This is a genomic window from Adlercreutzia sp. ZJ242, from assembly GCF_011038995.1.
In the GTDB taxonomy this organism is placed as follows: Bacteria; Actinomycetota; Coriobacteriia; order Coriobacteriales; family Eggerthellaceae; genus CAAEEV01.
In genome coordinates, this window is sequence record NZ_JAAKEE010000021.1 from 1 (window position 1) to 17,639 (window position 17,639).

General features: G+C 64.7%; 16 protein-coding genes, 1 tRNA gene and 1 pseudogene. 17 read left to right on the top strand and 1 reads right to left on the bottom strand.

What is annotated here, in order from left to right; genetic code table 11:
* The 8 genes and pseudogenes from G7Y49_RS06615 to G7Y49_RS06650 form a co-directional block, all read left to right on the top strand.
* On the top strand, positions 1 to 775 hold a 775-nt coding region (locus tag G7Y49_RS06615), incomplete at its 5' end, for a cobalamin-dependent protein (RefSeq protein ID WP_206214586.1).
* Positions 776 to 875: 100 nt separating this feature from the next.
* Positions 876 to 1,175 (top strand): CDP-alcohol phosphatidyltransferase, encoded by a 300-nt coding sequence (locus tag G7Y49_RS06620; protein ID WP_165172252.1) that lies wholly within the window; start codon positions 876 to 878, stop codon positions 1,173 to 1,175.
* A 139-nt stretch (positions 1,176 to 1,314) separates the two neighbouring features.
* Positions 1,315 to 2,175: an Mrp/NBP35 family ATP-binding protein gene (locus G7Y49_RS06625; RefSeq protein ID WP_165172254.1), complete on the top strand. Its 861-nt coding sequence runs from the start codon at positions 1,315 to 1,317 to the stop codon at positions 2,173 to 2,175.
* Positions 2,176 to 2,309: 134 nt separating this feature from the next.
* Positions 2,310 to 2,385 (top strand) — tRNA-Ala (locus tag G7Y49_RS06630).
* Between the two features lie 162 nt (positions 2,386 to 2,547).
* Positions 2,548 to 3,675 carry a Fic family protein gene (locus G7Y49_RS06635; protein ID WP_165172256.1) on the top strand — a complete coding sequence of 376 codons (1,128 nt, stop codon included), beginning with the start codon at positions 2,548 to 2,550 and terminating at the stop codon, positions 3,673 to 3,675.
* Between the two features lie 236 nt (positions 3,676 to 3,911).
* Positions 3,912 to 5,516, top strand: coding sequence for an SIR2 family protein (locus tag G7Y49_RS06640; RefSeq protein ID WP_165172258.1), 1,605 nt, complete (start codon positions 3,912 to 3,914; stop codon positions 5,514 to 5,516).
* A gap of 288 nt (positions 5,517 to 5,804) precedes the next feature.
* Positions 5,805 to 6,278 (top strand): annotated as a pseudogene (fic, locus tag G7Y49_RS06645) (protein adenylyltransferase Fic); the annotation flags it as partial.
* A 125-nt stretch (positions 6,279 to 6,403) separates the two neighbouring features.
* Positions 6,404 to 7,699: an amidohydrolase gene (locus G7Y49_RS06650; RefSeq protein ID WP_165172262.1), complete on the top strand. Its 1,296-nt coding sequence runs from the start codon at positions 6,404 to 6,406 to the stop codon at positions 7,697 to 7,699.
* Here the strand turns inward: G7Y49_RS06650 and G7Y49_RS06655 are convergent.
* On the bottom strand, positions 7,683 to 8,591 hold the full coding sequence (locus G7Y49_RS06655; protein ID WP_165172264.1) for a helix-turn-helix transcriptional regulator: 909 nt from the start codon (positions 8,589 to 8,591) through the stop codon (positions 7,683 to 7,685). The genes G7Y49_RS06650 and G7Y49_RS06655 overlap by 17 nt on opposite strands.
* A gap of 300 nt (positions 8,592 to 8,891) precedes the next feature.
* On the opposite strand from G7Y49_RS06655, the gene G7Y49_RS06660 reads away from it, so the two are divergent.
* The 9 genes from G7Y49_RS06660 (at position 8,892) to G7Y49_RS06700 (ending at position 17,380) form a co-directional block, all read left to right on the top strand.
* Positions 8,892 to 10,967 carry a translation factor GTPase family protein gene (locus G7Y49_RS06660; RefSeq protein ID WP_165172266.1) on the top strand — a complete coding sequence of 692 codons (2,076 nt, stop codon included), beginning with the start codon at positions 8,892 to 8,894 and terminating at the stop codon, positions 10,965 to 10,967.
* A 310-nt stretch (positions 10,968 to 11,277) separates the two neighbouring features.
* Complete coding sequence (locus G7Y49_RS06665; protein WP_165172268.1) at positions 11,278 to 12,225, top strand: SpoVA/SpoVAEb family sporulation membrane protein; 948 nt, start codon at positions 11,278 to 11,280, stop codon at positions 12,223 to 12,225.
* 221 nt (positions 12,226 to 12,446) lie between these two features.
* Positions 12,447 to 12,740 carry a hypothetical protein gene (locus tag G7Y49_RS06670; protein WP_165172270.1) on the top strand — a complete coding sequence of 98 codons (294 nt, stop codon included), beginning with the start codon at positions 12,447 to 12,449 and terminating at the stop codon, positions 12,738 to 12,740.
* Positions 12,741 to 12,767: 27 nt separating this feature from the next.
* Positions 12,768 to 13,193 carry a 6-carboxytetrahydropterin synthase gene (locus tag G7Y49_RS06675; RefSeq protein WP_165172272.1) on the top strand — a complete coding sequence of 142 codons (426 nt, stop codon included), beginning with the start codon at positions 12,768 to 12,770 and terminating at the stop codon, positions 13,191 to 13,193.
* Complete coding sequence (gene queE / locus G7Y49_RS06680) at positions 13,183 to 13,977, top strand: putative 7-carboxy-7-deazaguanine synthase QueE (protein WP_206214587.1); 795 nt, start codon at positions 13,183 to 13,185, stop codon at positions 13,975 to 13,977. The genes G7Y49_RS06675 and queE overlap by 11 nt, the downstream gene beginning before the upstream one ends.
* The gene (queC, locus tag G7Y49_RS06685) at positions 13,978 to 14,763 is read left to right on the top strand and encodes a 7-cyano-7-deazaguanine synthase QueC (RefSeq protein WP_165172274.1); all 786 of its coding nucleotides are present in this window, start codon (positions 13,978 to 13,980) and stop codon (positions 14,761 to 14,763) included.
* A 25-nt stretch (positions 14,764 to 14,788) separates the two neighbouring features.
* Positions 14,789 to 15,271 (top strand): preQ(1) synthase, encoded by a 483-nt coding sequence (queF, locus tag G7Y49_RS06690; RefSeq protein ID WP_165172276.1) that lies wholly within the window; start codon positions 14,789 to 14,791, stop codon positions 15,269 to 15,271.
* 169 nt (positions 15,272 to 15,440) lie between these two features.
* The gene (locus tag G7Y49_RS06695) at positions 15,441 to 16,019 is read left to right on the top strand and encodes a xanthine phosphoribosyltransferase (protein ID WP_165172278.1); all 579 of its coding nucleotides are present in this window, start codon (positions 15,441 to 15,443) and stop codon (positions 16,017 to 16,019) included.
* On the top strand, positions 16,016 to 17,380 hold the full coding sequence (locus tag G7Y49_RS06700; protein ID WP_241157309.1) for a uracil-xanthine permease family protein: 1,365 nt from the start codon (positions 16,016 to 16,018) through the stop codon (positions 17,378 to 17,380). The genes G7Y49_RS06695 and G7Y49_RS06700 overlap by 4 nt, the downstream gene beginning before the upstream one ends.
* The last annotated feature ends 259 nt before the right edge of the window (positions 17,381 to 17,639 follow it).

Consider the following 17,639-nt stretch of genomic DNA (forward strand, 5'->3'; position numbering starts at 1 on the left):
GGCGGGCGCAGGCGGCCCCGGGGGCGCCGCGGCGGCGGGCGCCTGCCCCATCGCCGTCACGCCCGCGTTCGCCGACGCGGCCGACCAGGTGGCGCACGTCGCGCAGCTCGTGCTCGCGGGCCGCTCCCAGCCCATGGCGCAGGCCACGCGCGACCTGCTCGAGGCGCACGAGCCGCTCGACGTCATCAACGACGTGTTCGTGCCCGTGCTCGACGTGGTGGGGGAGCGCTACGACGCGGGCGCGTTCTTCCTGCCGCAGCTCATGGCCGCTGCCGAGGCTGTGAAGGCGGGCTTCGACGTGGTGCGCGACCGCGTGCAGGGCGCGGGGGCGCCCGCGGGGCCAGGGTCGGGAGGCGACGCGAGCGCGGAAGGCGCCCCAGGCGCCGCCGCGCCGGCGCCCGAGCGCGCGATCATCGTGGCCACCGTCGAGGGCGACATCCACGACATCGGCAAGAACATCGTCAAGATGCTGCTCGAGAACTACGGGTTTCCCGTCATCGACCTGGGGCGCGACGTGCCGCCCGAGCGCGTCGTGTCCGCCGCCCGCGAAAGCGGCGCGCGCCTCGTGGGGCTCTCGGCGCTCATGACCACCACGGTGCGCGCCATGGAGCGCACCATCGCGCTTCTTCATGCCGAGCTTCCCGGCGTCGCCGTCATGGTGGGCGGCGCCGTCCTCACGCAGGAATACGCCGACCAGATCAAGGCCGACTTCTACGCCAAGGACGCCGCCGAGTCGGCCCGGATCGCCACCCGGTACTTCGCCGCCCGCGCGTAGCCCGCGCCGCCGTCGCCAACTTTGTCAAACTTCACCGCGGCTCCTCATGCGGTTTTGGTATCATGGAGGTAACGTAATCCTCGGAAGGAAAGGGGTCGTTATGGGAGTGAAAGCAGCAGAGGTGCTCGAAGTATCCTACGATGACTTGCAGGTCTACCTCCATGCCAACCATGCGGTGTACATGGACGTTGACGGAGCCACCTACTATCTGACAGACGTGAACGATCGCTATTGGCGCGTCCAGGACACCACGCAGCTCAACGAGAAGGGCCATTACATGGACTGCAGCGAGCTGGTGCCCACCATCTCCGAGTTCCTCGAGCTCCCGTTCGCTGACGGCCAGTCCATCAAGGACCTGTTCGGCAAGGCCACCTTCTACGCCTCGGTCAAGCCCGAGTAGCGCGAGGACAACAAAAGAATACGCACGACGGGGCGGCTTGCGGGCCGCCCCGCTTCGTTGTGCTATCATCCGCATTGTAAAAGACGAGAGGCCGCGCGCGAAAGCGCAGGTGCGGCCGCAACCCGAGAGAGGGAAAACCATGGCAGAAGAAGAGTGCACGCACGAGTGCTCAAGCTGCGGCGTCGCAGGCTGCGGCGATCGCACGGCTGACGCAGGCCCGAGCACCCTGGAGACGAACAAGCGCTCGACCATCAAGCACGTCATCGGCGTGGTGTCCGGCAAGGGCGGCGTGGGCAAGTCGCTCGTGACCTGCCTTCTGGCGAGCGAGCTGAACAAGCGCGGCAAGAAGGTCGCCATCCTCGACGCCGACGTCACCGGCCCGTCCATCCCGAAGTCCTTCGGCATCACGGACCACCTCACGGCCGACGCCGACGGCATCAACCCCGCGGTGTCCGCCAGCGGCATCCCGGTCATGTCGGTGAACCTCATGCTTCCCCAGGACGACCTGCCGGTCGCGTGGCGCGGCCCGGTGGTCACCGGCGTGCTGCGCCAGTTCTGGTCCGAGACGAACTGGGGCGACGTCGACTACATGCTCATCGACATGCCCCCGGGAACCTCCGACGTGTTCCTCACCGTGTTCCAGACGCTGCCGGTTGACGGCATCGTCATGGTGTCGGCGCCGCAGGAGCTCGTGGCCATGATCGTGGGCAAGGCCGTGAACCTGGCGCGCTCCCTCGAGGTGCCGGTCCTCGGCCTGGTGGAGAACATGGCGTACTTCAAGTGCGACGAGTGCGGCAAGAAGCACTACATCTTCGGCGAGCCCCAGGGCGCGGCCGTGGCCGAGAAGTACGAGATCCCCGCGGTGGCCACGCTGCCGATGGATCCGGGCATCTCGCATCTGGTCGACGAAGGCAAGGTCGAGGAGTGCGCGGCCGAAGGGGCGCTCGACGCCATCATCGAGCAGATCGCGAAGGCCGCAGCCGCCAAGGACGCCGAGTAGCGACTTGCGCCAGGCAGCCGGACGGCTGGTCGGCGAAGGCCGGCGAGGAAGGGTCCATCTGCGCGGAAGAGAAATTCCCAAAATTTTTCTTTGCCGAAGCGCAGGGTTGTGTTAATATATTCCTCGCACTTTTCGGGGCATTAGCTCAGCTGGGAGAGCGCATGGCTGGCAGCCATGAGGTCAGGGGTTCGATCCCCCTATGCTCCACCAATTTCTCAGGTGCGGACTCGAAAGGGTTCGCACCTTTTTCTTTTGTGCGAATAAGATGCTCCGGAGGGGAGACCTACGCAAAGGAGCATCGCCCATGCCAGAGCCCACAAAGGAGCAGCAGCGCGCAAGCGTCATCGTGGCCGACCTTGAAGGCGGGGTATCATGAGCGAGATGAAGCCCTGGGCTTTCGAGCTGGAAGGGTATGTCCGGGAGAGCGAGCCCGATCGCGCGAAAAAGGCCGAAGCTTGGCAGACGGCCATTGGGCTGCAGGCGGTCGACGGGCTGAGCGTCTCCGACTACCTGCTCGATACCGCGAAGCGGCATATCGAGGGCGACATCGACGCTCGCCAGGCGCGCGCGTGCATAAAGGGGTACTACGAGGAGCGCCGTGCGCGCGGGATCTGCGAAGATGAGACGGAAGAGGCCGACCTCGTCTCCCAGCGCATAGCGGAACTTCTGGGGGAGCGAAGCTTCCAGTTCTCGCCCATGACGCTGCTCGGCATTCACGGTCGTTTGTTTGACGGGATAATCGGGCAAGCTGGGAAGGTCCGCGACTACAACATCACGAAGAGGGAATGGGTCTTCAAGGGCGAGACGGTTCTCTATGCGGCACACGATATGGTGTGGGATAGCCTGAGATATGACTTCGAGCAGGAGTCCCGCTTCGACTATCGGGAAGCCTCGCTGCGCCAGGTCGTCAGCCATGTTGCCGAGTTCACCTCGGGCATTTGGCAGATCCATCCGTTTTGCGAGGGAAACACCCGCGCGACGGCGGTGTTCGTCATAAAGTATTTGAACTCGATGGGATTCAAGGTGGGCAACGCCGCGTTTCGCGACAACTCGTGGTACTTCCGCAATGCGCTGGTGCGCGCCAACTACAACGATTACCCGCATGGCGTTCGGGCGACGACGGAATACCTCGAGCGCTTCTTCGAGAACGTTCTGCTCGGCGCCCAGCATGAGCTGAAGAACCGCCACCTTCATATCGACTACGGAGCGGAGTCAGAAGACGCGGACGCCCAAAGTGCAAGCCCGTCCGTTTCAAAGTGCAGATTCTGCACTTTGGATTGCACTTTGGAAGAGCTTGCTGTGTTGAGGGAGTTGTCGGCGGAGCCCGCCATGACGCAGAAGCAGCTCGCTGCCTCGCTCGGAATATCGGAGCGGACGGCGAAGACGCGCACGGTTGACTTGCAGGGCAAAGGGCTCTTGCGTCGAATGGGCGGCAAGCGCAACGGAATCTGGGAAGTACCTCCCGAGGTGCAGCAGGATCTTTTCGAAGAAAGCTTATGATTGGCGAGCAGATTCGCGACGCAGTGCGTCGCGAATCTTCGTTGACCTTCCGACTGAAATCGAGACTCGGCGCAAGCGGTACTCCTATTATCGCGACAAGCTGTTATCCTTCAAGGAGAAGGTTGCGTAGGGACGAAGATTTGGCGTGTCGTTTGGCATGAGTTTACAGGCCATTATTAGGTGATGGCAATGTGGATGCGGTGATGCACATTGCCAAGTAACGAAAGGGCGGGCGTATGGACGAGAGGATCAAAGATGTAATTCACCAGGCTGTCGATGATGCTGGACGCTATCCATTCCTCTTTATAGGCTCCGGTCTTTCTCGTCGTTATTGTGGTACCCCAGGTTGGGAAGGCTTGCTGTCAGAAGTTTGTGCGGAGGTGTTGGATGATCCCTACGCCTATGCGCGCTTCAAGAGCCAGGCGAGGATCGCTGTTCGAAATGCTGAAGCTAACTCGGAGTTGCCATTGATCGCTACTCTGATGGAGGGCGAGGTGAATCGCGTCCTCTTTTCGGCTGACAAGTTTGGCGGCTTTCGCGAGCGTCATGCTCGTGAGCTAACCGGAGATGCTTCCCCGATGAAGATTTACGTGGCCGACAAGATAGCCAACTTCATTGTGGCCGATAGTTCCGAAACGGAGAAGCTTGCCCGAGCGGGAAAAGAAAAGGTTGCCGGCATCATCACGACGAATTACGACTGCATGTGCGAAGCGCTCTTCCCTGAATTTATGACTTACGTTGGCGAGAGCGATCTTCTCTTCTCTGACCAAACGTTTTCGCAGGAGATTTACAAGATCCATGGTTCTATCTTAAGGGCGGACAGCATCGTATTGACAAGCGCCGATTACACTGAGTTTGCCCAGAAGAGAAAATATCTATCGGCGAAGCTCCTAACTCTCTTCGTTGAATACCCGGTGGTATTCCTTGGATACTCCATTCAGGATGAAAACATAAAGTCGATATTGAGTGATATATGCGAGTGCCTGCCTGATGAAAAGCTTGAGCGGCTGAGCAAGCGGCTGATCTTCGTTCAGCATGCGAAGGAGACCGCTGTTGGCGAGCTTGCCATGAGCTTCGGCGGTAGAACGCTCTCGATGACCAAGATTGCCACTGATGATTTTGAATCAATTTATGAGGCGATGCGCTGTTCGAGGAAAATGTACAGCACGCGATTCATTCGCGAACTTCGAGGCAGTGTATTTAGGCTTGCGGAGCGCATCGATCCGGCTTCGGACATCGTGGTTTCCGGGATCGACAATGTGCTGAACGACTTGAGTCCTGATCAAAAAATCGTGATAGGCCTTTCGGTGTCGCCTGCCAACATAGGGCGGCCAATTTCGCCGGAAGACATCTTCGAGGACGTTGTGCTTGACAACCTACACTATGACCCAAAGTTTATCGTCGAGAACTACCTGAATATGTACGTGCGACAGCGGCCCAACAGCATGCCTGTCTTCAAGTATACGTGTGGGCTTAATGGGGAGGTTGGCAAGGATATAGCGGCTTACCTGCCAACTCTTGCGTCTGTCGATAGCTATCGAAGCAAAACGACTCGGAAGTCGATGCCCTCTACGCGTCGGCGATTCGAAGGATTTCTCAGCATTAAGGGTCTTGAGAAGGCATGTGCACCGAACAGTCCATTCGCATTTATTCCCTGCCTTGAAGAACATGAGATCGACGTGGATGACCTGGAGGGGTTGTTGAAGCAGGCGCTAGTGGATGTTGAATCCGATCAAGACAAGAAGAAGGTGCTGCTCAAGAACTCGAATTTCCGCAAGTGCATTCGTATCTATGACTTTTTACGCTACGGAGACAGGAAGTCCCCCAGCCTTCACCAATAGTCCAGATGACAACATCCGAACCTAGCTCCAGCTGAGGGACATGCTCCCAAGTTCCGCACGGTTGCCCGCGCAAGAGAATTCTACCAAAGAAATGTGGAGATTAATCGTGTGCTGGCTGCGTTTCTCGCCGATTGGTTCAGTTTGACGACATCGGTTGGTCAAGGAAGAGCAACTGCTGATTGGTGACGCTGCGGAAGGTTATCGTTTGCGGTACGCCTATTACCGCGACAAGCTGCTATCCTTCAAGGAGAAGGTCGCGTAGGGGCAACGGAGAGGCAAGGAGCCGGGATGGCGCTTGAGAACAAACTGGGAATTACCGACCAAGCAGAACTTGCGCGCGTGGAAGAGCGGCTCAGCAAGACGCGGGCGCTTGAGCTCTTCGAGACAGGCGCGCTCAATCGCATGCGCCCGGGAACGGTGGAAAGCCTCAAGTCCATCCATGCCCATCTCTTCGGCGACATCTATCCCTTTGCCGGTGAAATACGCAACGTGAACATCGCCAAAGGCTCGTTTCGCTTTGCGCCGGTGATGTATCTCGCCCAAGCGCTTGAGCACGTTGAGTCCATGCCCCAATCCACCTTTGACGAGATCATCGAGAAGTACGTGGAGATGAACGTCGCACATCCTTTCCGCGAAGGCAACGGGCGCAGCATGAGAATCTGGCTCGACGTCATCTTGAAGAGCGAGCTCGGTTGCGTGGTTGACTGGGAGAGCGCCGACAGGGAAGACTACCTGCTCGCCATGGAACGCAGCCCCGTCAACGCGTCGTCCCTCTTCCCTTTTCCCCTGGTTTCGCTAAAATGAATCCCTAGCAAGTATTAGATTAAATCCTATAACGAGTTGCGCTGCAAGGCTGCGGGGCGGCTCGAGGGAAGGGAGCGGCGCGTATGCTTTTCAAGAACATCGGCATCCTCGACGAGAACCTCGACTACCAGAGCGACCAGTGGGTCGGCGTGAGGGACGGCCGCATCGCGTACATCGGCGGCGCGGCGCCGGCCGACGCCGACGCGTACGGCGAGGCCTACGACGGCGCGGGCAAGCTCATGATGCCGGCGCTCGTGAACGCGCACGCGCACGCGCCCATGACGCTTCTGCGCGGCTATGCCGAGAACCTGCCGCTGCAGCGCTGGCTCAACGAGAAGTGCTGGCCCTTCGAGGGCAAGATGACGCCCGAGGACATGTACTGGGGCACGGTGCTGGCCTGCGCCGAGATGGCGCGCTACGGCACGGTGAGCTTCTCGGACATGTACTACGCCACCCCCGAGCGCGCCCAGGCTGTCACCGAGGCGGGCATGAAGGCGAACCTCTGCGAATGCGAGCTGTTCTTCGAGTCCAAGCCGTTCTCCGAGTACGCCATCTGCGCGAAGATGGAGGACTTCGTGGCGCGCTTCCACGGCGCGGCCGACGGGCGCATCCGCATGGACTACAACATCCACGCCGAGTACACCTCCAACCCGCAGACCTGCGCCGACATCGCGGCCATCGCGAAGGAGAAGGGGCTGCCCATCCACCTGCACCTCTCCGAGACCGCATCCGAGCACGAGGAGTGCAAGCAGCGCCACGACGGCATGACCCCGCTCGCGTACTTCGAGTCCGTCGGCGTGCTCGACGTGCCGGTGACCGCGGCGCACTGCGTGTGGGTCGATGACGCCGACATCGAGATCATGGCCAGGCGCGGCGTGTCGGCGGTGAACAACCCGGCGTCGAACATGAAGCTCGGCAGCGGGTACGCGCCGCTGGCCCAGATGCTCGACGCGGGCGTGAACGTGTGCCTCGGCACCGACGGCATGGCCTCGAACAACAACCACGACATGTTCGCCGACATGTACCTCATGGGCCTCATCTACAAGGGCCATGCGCTCGACCCGGCCATCATCACGCCCAAGCAGGTCATCACCGCTGCCACGCGCGCGGGCATGCTCTCGCAGGGCCGCGCGGACAGCGGGCTCGTCAAGGAGGGCTTCAAGGCCGACCTCTGCGTGCTCGACGTGACGGGCCCGCAGTGGTGCCCCATGACCGACGCGCTCTGCAACGTGGTGTTCGCGGGCTCGGGCTCCGACGTGGTGCTCACCATGTGCGACGGCGAGGTGATCTACCGCGACGGCGCGTTTTCGACCATCGACGTGGAGAAGGCGAAGGCCGAGGTCTCCGCGCGCGCGAAGCGCATCATCGCCGAGCTGTAGCGTCGCCGCGCCGCGCAGCCGACCTGCCTGCGTCGCCACACCGCGCAGCCGATCCGCTCGCGTCGCCGCGCCGCGCAGCCGGCCTGCCCGCGTCGGCGTGTTTCTTCATGGCGGGGCTCTCCGAGCGGGGGAGCCCCGCCATGTTGTTCTCTATGAGCGCGACGAACTCGCGCTTCGACTTCACGTGCGCCTTGGCGAAGATGTTGCGCGCGTGGAACTTCACGGTGCTCTCCGTCAGGTACAGGCTCCGCCCGATGGCGGCGTACGTCTCGTCGCGCAGGATGTGCTCGGCCACGACGAGCTCTTGGGGCGTGAGCGCGTAGCGGTCAAGCTCGAGGTCGAGCAGGTGGCGGACGCTCTGCGCGATGCGGCGCGTGCCGAACGCGACGGGCGTCGCATCGCCGGCGCCCGCGGGACCCGCGAGCTCCGCGGGCGTCGCGGGTGCTTCCAAGGCGCGCTCCGCGTCCTCTCCCAAGGCGCGCCCCTCGCCGGCAATCTCCCCCAAGGCGCGCTCCGCATCCGCAGCCGTCTCCTCTGAAGCGTCCCCTTCGCCTCCCTCATTCCCTCGCTCTGTCGCCGCACGGCGCAGGGCGACCCTCATCCCCACCAGAAGCGCGACCGTCGTCGTCACGCTCAGCGCGCCTACGAACGCGAGCGCGTCGAGCAGCGCGGGGACGGGGGAGGCGGGAGGCGGTTGGCTGCTGAGGGCGCCCGCGGCGAAGCTCGCGAAGGCGATGACGAGCATGCCGAGGAAGAGGCGCGGCGCGGCGAGGCGGCTGCGCTCGGGCGGCGAGACAAGACAACTGCGTTCGCGCGGCGCGGCGAGGCGGCTACGTTCGGTCGGCCTGGCAAGGCGGCTGCGCTCGGTCGGCCTGGCGAGGTGAATGCTCATGGCGGACCTCCAGACATCGCGGCGGAAGCGGAGCGGAACTCTACATTATAGCGCGCTCGCGGCATTATGGGCGGCCTCCCGCCGGGGGAGGCCGCCTGGGGCGTCCCTGCTGTTCGCGCGGGCAAACAACCTCAGCTCCCTGCTCACCATTGTCCGCAAGTTGCGCTAAACTTAATGCCGTCGGATGGCGCACACAGGCCATTCGTCGCACTGCCTCAAGTTTGTCTGTGTTAAGGCTCGAGTGGTTCGCGCCTGACGTAGGGAAACGCGAACCGCAAAACACGAAAGTTGGTGGTCACCATGGCAGCTCCTGCTACCGAACATGTGCGTAACGTTGTGCTTGTAGGCCAGGACGGCGCAGGCAAGACCTCGCTCGCCGAGGCCATGCTCTACGTCTCCGGCAAGACCCCGCGTATGGGGACGACGCACGACGGGAAATCCTACCTCGACTACGACCCCGAGGAGATCAAGCGCAAGTTCACCATCTCCACCTCCATCGCCCCGGTTCCCTACAAGGACTACAAGATCAACGTGCTCGACACCTCGGGGCACCCCGACTTCATCGGCGACACGCTGGCAACCATGCAGGCAGCCGAGATGGCCCTGTTCATGGTCGACGCCGTCGCCGGCCCGCAGGTCATGACCACCAAGCTGTGGCGCGAAGCCGAGAACATGCGCCTGTCGCGTGCCGTGTACATCAACCACATCGACCGCGAGAACGCCAACTTCGACTCCGCCATGGCGCTCCTGCACGCGCGCTTCGGCGCGCGCTTGGGCGCGGTCACCATCCCCATGGGCGTCGACAAGGACTTCAAGGGCGTGATCGACGTCATCCGCATGAAGGCCCGCTACCATGACGCCTCGAGCACCGAGGAGCGCGTCGACGAGATCCCCGCCGAGTACGCCGAGATCGCCCAGGCGGCGCGCGAGAAGCTGTGCGACCTGGTCGCCGAGGCCGACGACGACCTCATGATGAAGTACCTCGACGGCGAGGAGCGCCTCACGCAGGAGGAGCTTGAGTCGCTGCTCGACAAGGCCATCGCCCAGGACCTGATCGTCCCCGTGTTCGTGGGCTCCACCATCATCATGCAGGGCGTCCAGGGCCTCATGGAGGACATCTGCACGTACTTCCCGCACCCGCGCTCCCACGGCCGCTTCCGCCAGATGGCCGATGGCGCCACCATTCCCATCGACGAGACGAAGCGCCCCTCGGCCTTCGTGTTCAAGACCATCTCCGACCCGTTCGTGGGCCGCTTGAGCTTCCTGAAGGTGCTCTCGGGCTACCTGGAGCCGGGCGTCGAGCTCATCAACTCCCGCACGGGCAAGAAGGAGCGCCTGGGCAAGATCCAGGTCATGATGGGCAAGGAGCCCATGGACGTGAAGAGCGCCAAGGCCGGCGACATCGTCGTGGTGCCGAAGCTCACCGAGACGCGCTCGGGCGACACGCTGTCGGTTGCCGGCGACATCGCCATCGAGCCTCTGGCCCTGCCCACGCCGCAGTACCCGGTCGCCATCGAGGCCGTGAACAAGAAGGAGGAGGACAAGCTCGGCACCTTCCTCGCCCGCGCCGCCGAGGCCGACCCCACCATCCGCCTGCGCCGCGACGAGGAGACGCACCAGACCGTCCTCACCGCCATGGGCGACACGCAGGTCGACATGCTGCTCGCGCGTCTGAAGGACCAGAACGGCGTCGAGGTGCGCCTCGTCCCCGTGCGCGTGCCCTATCGCGAGACGATCCGCAAGACCGCTGAGGCCCAGGGCCGCCACAAGAAGCAGACGGGCGGCGCCGGCCAGTTCGGCGACTGCTGGCTGCGCCTCGAGCCCAACCCGGGCGCGGGCTACGAGTTCGTGGACGAGATCAAGGGCGGCGCCATCCCCAACGGCCTGATCCCGGCCGTTGACAAGGGCGTGCAGGACGCCATGAGGGAGGGCTTCCTGGCGGGCTACCCCATGGTCGACATCAAGTGCGTCGTGTTCGACGGCTCGTACCACTCCGTCGACTCCAACGAGATGGCGTTCAAGACGGCTGCGCGCATCGGCTTCCGCGCCGCGTGCGAGAAGGCCAGCCCCGTGATCCTCGAGCCCATGGCCACCATGGACATCGCGGTGGGCGAGGAGTACGCCGGCACCATCATGGGCGACATCTCCACGCGCCGCGGCCGCATCATCGGCACCGACGCCGGCGAGGCGGGCGAGACGGTCATCAAGGTCCGCGTGCCCTACGCCGAGGTGATCAACTACACCAAGGAGCTGCGCTCGCTCACGCGCGGCTCGGGCTCCTACAAGATCTCCGTCGAGGGCTACGAGGACGCGCCGCATGACGTGACCAAGAAGCTCATCGAGGCGTACGAGGCGGCGCGCGCGGCAGGCAACTAGCGCGCCCGCACCCGGCTGCCCGCATTCGGCGCGCCCGCGCGCACGCGGGCGCCCGCCGCTCGGCACGTTCGGCAGAGAGGAAGCTGACGAGGGCTGGAACAGGCAAGTTCCAGCCCTCGTACCGTTTTTTCCACCTCGTCAACCACCTGAATCGAACCCAGGGGTTGAGGTCGGAAAAGCCCATCTCCGATAAGCTTGCACGCAGCATGCGCGCGGATATGCGAAGACGAGATCGCGCGCACGTGGGCCTACGACGCTTGTGCGCCGCGGGCCTTTGCATGTCTGGGCTCATAAGGTTAGGGGATGATCAATGAAGCCATACAAGTCAATCGTCTACGCCTTCTTCATCGGAGGCATGTTCGCGCTCATCGCGCAGGCCATCCTGTCGTTCTGGCAGTTCGCGCTGGCCGGCACTCCCATGGAGTTCTTCATGGGCGGCGCCACGCTCGTCTCGATGGGCGTCATCGGCTGCGTGCTCGGCGGCTTCGCCGTCTACCAGTACGTCGAGGAGTGGGGTGACTTCGGCGCGCTGCTTCCGTTCTCCGGCTTCGCCATGGCCGTGGGCATGAAGGCCGTCGGCCCGTGGACCAAGAGCAACGAGAAGTTCGGCAAGTGCGTGTGGAACTGCGTGTGGTTCGTCGTGTGGTTCAACGTGCTGTTCGCCGCCATCTGCATCGCCATCGGCTACGTCTGCGGCATGCTCGGCCTGAACAACCCCGTCATCGTGGTGGAGAAGACCACGGGCGGCATGCTGTTCTTCTGGGCCTTCGTGGTGGGCGGCATCCTGGCCGCCATCTTCCAGCTGCTCTACATCATCGTCCAGAAGATCACGCCGAAGGTCAACCACCTGCACATCCTGATCACGGCATGGATGGTGGGCTGCATCCTGGCCCCGTGCGGCATCTCCACGGCGCTGATGAACTTCTCCGGCGAGGGCTTCGGCGTCATGATCACCGTGGGCGGCTACAACATGTACAACGTGGGCCTCGACCTGTTCATGGGCCATGTTGACGGCGCGCTCTTGCACCTGGGCTCGTTCGCCCTGGCCGTGTGCGGCCTGGCCATCACGGCGCTGTTCACGTTCTTCATCTACAACGCGAAGTACGGCCGCACGCCGCTGCGCGACGTGCACAAGCAGAAGGCGCTGCACTCCCTCGAGGAGCTCGGCTTCGAAGCTGCGCTCACCGACAAGGCCGCTGCTCCCGCGCCCGCGAAGAAGGCTGCCGTCGTCGAGGCGGAGGACCTCGCGACCGCCTAGGCGCGCTTTTCTGAGGGCGCGCCTTCCCGAGGCTGGGCCTCGGGGCTGAGGCGCCCTCGGGCAGAGGGCCGCGTGCCTCCGTGCGCTGCGGCACCTCGGCCGAACCTTGTGGAAACCTCCTCGGGCCTGCGCCCGGGGAGGTTTTCCTTTCCCGAACTCGACTATACTTATACCCTGCAAGACAAGCGCCTGCGCGCAGGCGGCAAGCGAAAGGACCAGGCATGGGGCATGGCAAGAACAAGAAGCAGCGCATGGTCGCGCAGCTCGACGAGCTCGAGCTGAAGAAGCGCAGCGGCCTCATCCGCGTGCTCGCGGCCATCGTGGTGTTCGTGGTGGTCACGGCGATCAAGCAGGCGCTCATCCAGCAGGGCGTCGAGATCGCCTCCCACATGGTGGCGAACATGCTGTTCTACCTCATGGTGCTCGTGCTCGCCGGCGTGGCGGGCTTCGGCGCGCGCGACTGGTCGCGGGCGAGCAACGAGATCAGCGCGATCCGCGCCAAGCTGGGCCGCTAGGGCGGATGCGGTGCTTCGGAGGAGCCTATGACGTACGGACTCAAGACTGAGAGCAGCTTCGACGCTGCCCACTTCCTCACCGACTACCACGGCAAGTGCGAGAACCTGCACGGGCACCGCTGGCGCGTGGTGGCCTACCTCAAGCAGGACGAGCTGCAGAAGGCCGGCACCTGCAAGGACATGGTCGTCGACTTCGGCGCGTTCAAGAGCGCGCTGCGCGAGCTCACCGAGGAGCTCGACCACTCGTTCGTGGTGGAGGAGGGCTCGCTTGCGCCTGAGACGCTGGCGTGCCTGGAGAAGGAGGGCTTCACGCTCTCCGTCGTGCCCTTCCGCACCACGGCCGAGAACCTGGCGCGCTACTTCTTCGACAAGCTGGACGCGCGCGGCCTGCCGGTGTCCCAGGTCGACGTGTACGAGACGCCGAACAACTGCGCGATCTACTGTGGGCGCTAACGAGGCGACGGGCCGTGCGCAGGGCGCGGACGCGCCGCGCGCGCAAGGCGGCGAGTCGCGCGGGCAAGGCGGCGGGCCGTCCGCGCTGACCATGCCCGTGGCCGAGCGCTTCGTGAGCATCAACGGCGAGGGGGCGCACGCGGGCCGCCTGGCGACGTTCCTGCGCTTCGCGGGCTGCAACCTCAGCTGCTCGTACTGCGACACCGCCTGGGCGAACGCGCCCGGCTGCCCCGTGGAGCACCTGAGCGTGGAGGAGCTCGCGGCCTTCGCGCGCGAGGCTGGCACGCCGTGCGTGACGCTCACGGGCGGCGAGCCCTTGCTGCAGCCGCTGCTCCTGCCGCTGGTGCGCGCCCTGCTGGCTGACGTGGCGGCGCCGGCGCGCTTCGTTGAGATCGAGACGAACGGCGCGGTCGACGTGCGAAAGGTCGCGCAGCTGCGCGACGAGCTGGGGCTGCGCGGCGCCGGGGCGCTCGGGCTCACCATGGACTACAAGGGGCCCTCGAGCGGTGAGGAGCCCTCGATGCTCACCGGCAACTTCGCGTATCTGACCTGCGATGACGTGGTGAAGTTCGTCGTGGGCTCAGCGGAGGACCTGCGCGTGATGAGGCAGGTCGTCGAGCGCTTCGGGCTGTGCGAGCGCTGCGCGGTGTACGCAAGCCCGGTGTTCGGCGCGATGGAGCCGGCGGACATCGTCGAGTTCGTGAAGGAAGAAGACCTGACGGGCGTGACGGTGCAGCTGCAGCTGCACAAGATCATCTGGCCCGCGTGCGAGAGGGGCGTGTAGATGGAAGAGGAGCGAGGCGGGGCGCTGGCCGGCGGCGCGCTGGCTGGCGGAGACGCGCGGGACGCGCAGGCCGGCGGCGCGCACGAGGAGGCAGCGCGCCCGCGGCGCGCGCTCGTGCTGTGCTCGGGCGGCGTGGACTCGACCACGCTTTTGGCCCGCGCGGTGCGCGACTTCGGGGCCGAGAACGTGGTCGCGCTGAGCATCACGTATGGGCAGCGGCACGTGCGCGAGATGGACTCGGCCCGTGCGGTGGCGCAGCGCTACGGCGTCGATCAGCGCACGCTCGACCTCGGGGCCATCTTCGCCGACAGCAACTGCTCGCTTCTGGCGCATTCGACCGAGGGCGTCCCGCAGGCGAGCTACGCCGAGCAGCTCGCCGAGGCGGACGGCCCGCTCGTGAGCACGTACGTGCCCTTCCGCAACGGGCTGTTCCTGTCGTCGGCCGCGTCGATGGCGCTCTCGCTCGGGTGCTCGGCGCTGTTCTACGGCGCCCACCACGATGACTGGGCGGGTGACGCCTACCCCGACTGCTCGCCGGCGTTCGTCGAAGCCATGCGCCGGGCCGTCGAGGAGGGCACGGGCGGCGAGCTCACGCTCGAGGCGCCGTATGTGACCTGGTCGAAGGCGGACATCGTGCGGGAGGGCCTCGCGCTCGGCGTGCCGTACGAGCTCACGTGGTCGTGCTACGAGGGCGGCGACGCCCCCTGCGGCACCTGCGGCACCTGCATCGACCGCGCCCGCGCATTCGCCGCCAACCATGTCCCCGACCCGCTGATCGGCCGCTGAGCCCGATCGTTCAAGGAGAGTGACCATGAGCGAAGCTGAGAGCCTCACGCTGCTGGGCAACCAGAACGTGGCGTACCCGCATGACTACGACCCCTCCGTGCTCGAGACGTTCGTCAACAAGCACCAGGACGTCGACTACTTCGTGAAGTTCAACTGCCCCGAGTTCACGAGCCTGTGCCCCATCACGGGCCAGCCCGACTTCGCCACCATCTACATCAGCTACGTGCCCGACGTGCGCATGGTGGAGTCGAAGAGCCTGAAGCTGTACCTGTTCAGCTTCCGCAACCACGGGGGCTTCCACGAGGACTGCGTGAACGTGATCATGAAGGACCTGATCAGGCTCATGGACCCCAAGTACATCGAGGTGTGGGGCAAGTTCCTGCCGCGCGGCGGCATCTCCATCGACCCGTACTGCAACTACGGCCGCCCGAACACGCGCTGGGAGGAAGTGGCCTGGCGGCGCCTCTCGGGCCATGACCTGAGCCCCGAGCGCGTCGACAACCGCTGAGGCGCGGCCGCTGGACGCGCGCGGCGCGTGCGCCCGGCGCGCTTGCCAAAGAGACCTGCTTTTCCTTGCGCGTCTCCTGCCCATGCGCGCTCCTTTTCGCTAAACTGTCTGAACAGGATGGAGGGGGCCTGCTCGCGGGCTTCTTCGCAACACAGGGAGAGGATGGCTTATGCGGCTGCTTGAAGAGCGCATCAGGCGCGACGGCGTGGTGAAGGACAACGACGTGCTGAAGGTCGACTCGTTTCTGAACCACCAGATGGACGTGGCTCTGTTCGACGCCATGGCGAGGGAGTGGTGGAGGCGGTTCTCCGATCGCCCGATCAACAAGATCCTCACCATCGAGGCGTCGGGCATCGGCATCGCCGCCGTGACGGCGCAGTGCTTCGGCGTGCCGGCGGTGTTCGCGAAGAAGTCGCAGAGCATCAACCTCGACGGCACCGTGTACGCCACGCGCATCAAGTCGTTCACGCACGGCAAGGTGTTCGACGTCATCGTGTCCACGCGCTGCATCGGCCCCGATGACCACGTGCTCATCATCGACGACTTCCTGGCGAACGGCTGCGCCCTGAACGGCCTCATCGAGATCTGCGAGAACGCGGGCGCGGTGGTCGAGGGCATCGGCATCGCCGTCGAGAAGGGGTTCCAGGGCGGCGGCGACAGCCTGCGCGAGCGCGGCTACGACCTGCAGTCCCTCGCCATCATCGAGTCCATGGACGCCGAGACGGGCGAGATCGTGTTCCGCGCATGAGCGGGGGGATGGACGCCTCGGCGCTCTCGTCGCTCGATGCGAAGATCCCTCTGGCGCGGGCGTTCCCGTACGGGCTCCAGCACGTGCTCGCCATGTTCGTGGCGAACCTCGCGCCCATCGCCATCATCGCGGCGGCTGCGGGCCTCACCTCCGAGCAGGGCGCGCTGCTCATCCAGAACGCCATGCTCATCGCGGGCATCGGCACGTTCATCCAGCTGTTCCCCGTGTGGCGCGCGGGCTCGGGCCTGCCCATCGTCATGGGCATCAGCTTCACCTTCGTGTCGGTGGCCTGCACCATCGCGGCGACGTCCGGCTACGGCGCGCTCATCGGGGCCGTCATCGCAGGCGGCGTCATCGAGGGCGTGCTCGGCCTGTTCGCGCGGTACTGGCGGCGCGTCATCACGCCCATCGTGGCGGCGGTGGTGGTGACGGCCATCGGGTTCTCGCTTCTGAGCGTGGGCGCGGCGTCGTTCGGCGGCGGCTCGGGCGCCGAGGACTTCGGCTCGTGGGAGAACCTGGCGCTCGGCACGGTGTCGCTCGTGGCGTGCCTGGCGTTCCAGGCGCTGGCGAAGGGCACCACCAAGCAGCTCGCCGTGCTGTTCGGCCTGGTCGTGGGCTATGTGGTGGCCATCCCGCTCGGCAAGGTCGACTTCAGCGTGTTCGCGGGCGCCGCCCCCGTCGCGCTGCCGACGCTCATGCCGGTGACGCCCGAGCTCGACCTGGGCGCCATCATCTCCGTCACGCTGATCTTCCTGGTGTCAGCCACCGAGACCATCGGCGACGTGTCGGCGCTCACGGCCGTGGCGTTCAAGCGCGCGCCGTCTGACAAGGAGCTTTCCGGCGCCATCGTGGCCGACGGCTTCACGAGCACGCTCTCGGGCTGCTTCGGCTGCTCGCCGGTGACGTCGTTCTCGCAGAACGTGGGGCTGATCGCCATGACGAAGGTGGTGAACCGCCGCGCCATCGCCACGGGCGCGTTCGTGCTCGTGCTGGCCGGGTTCGTGCCGGTGGTGAGCCTGGCGTTCTCGTCGCTGCCCGAGGCGGTGCTCGGCGGGTGCACCATCATGATGTTCGGCAACATCATCCTGAGCGGCTTCCAGATGATCGCGAGCGCCGGCTTCTCGCAGCGCAACATCACCATCGCCGCGCTCTCGCTCGCGGTGGGCATCGGGTTCACCCAGATGAGCGACATCTTCGGGGTGTTTCCCGCGCTCGTGCAGAGCGTGTTCGCCACCAACTGCGTGGCCGTGGTGTTCGTGGTGGCCATCGTGCTGTCACTCGTGCTGCCGAAGGACGCCAAGGTGGAGGGCCCGCTCGTGGTGGAGGACGCGGCCGAGGGGGCGCACGGCGGCGCGCGGTGATGCGCGGGCTTCGAAGGGGCGCGCGGCGGCGCGCGGTGACGCGCAGGCTCCGAAGGGGCGCGCGGCGGCGTTTGGCGTCGTGCGACTGACGCTGCCTCCGGGGCGTGACTGACGCGCGCCCGCGCGCTTTCGCCTCGCGGGCGAGGCATCCCTCGCACCGTCGCGAATTTCGAAAAATAGTGCGAATTTCTCTGAACAAATGTTCCTTATTCATGCTATACTGGCTGCGAAAAAGAACAGGTGTACGAAAATTGAAGAG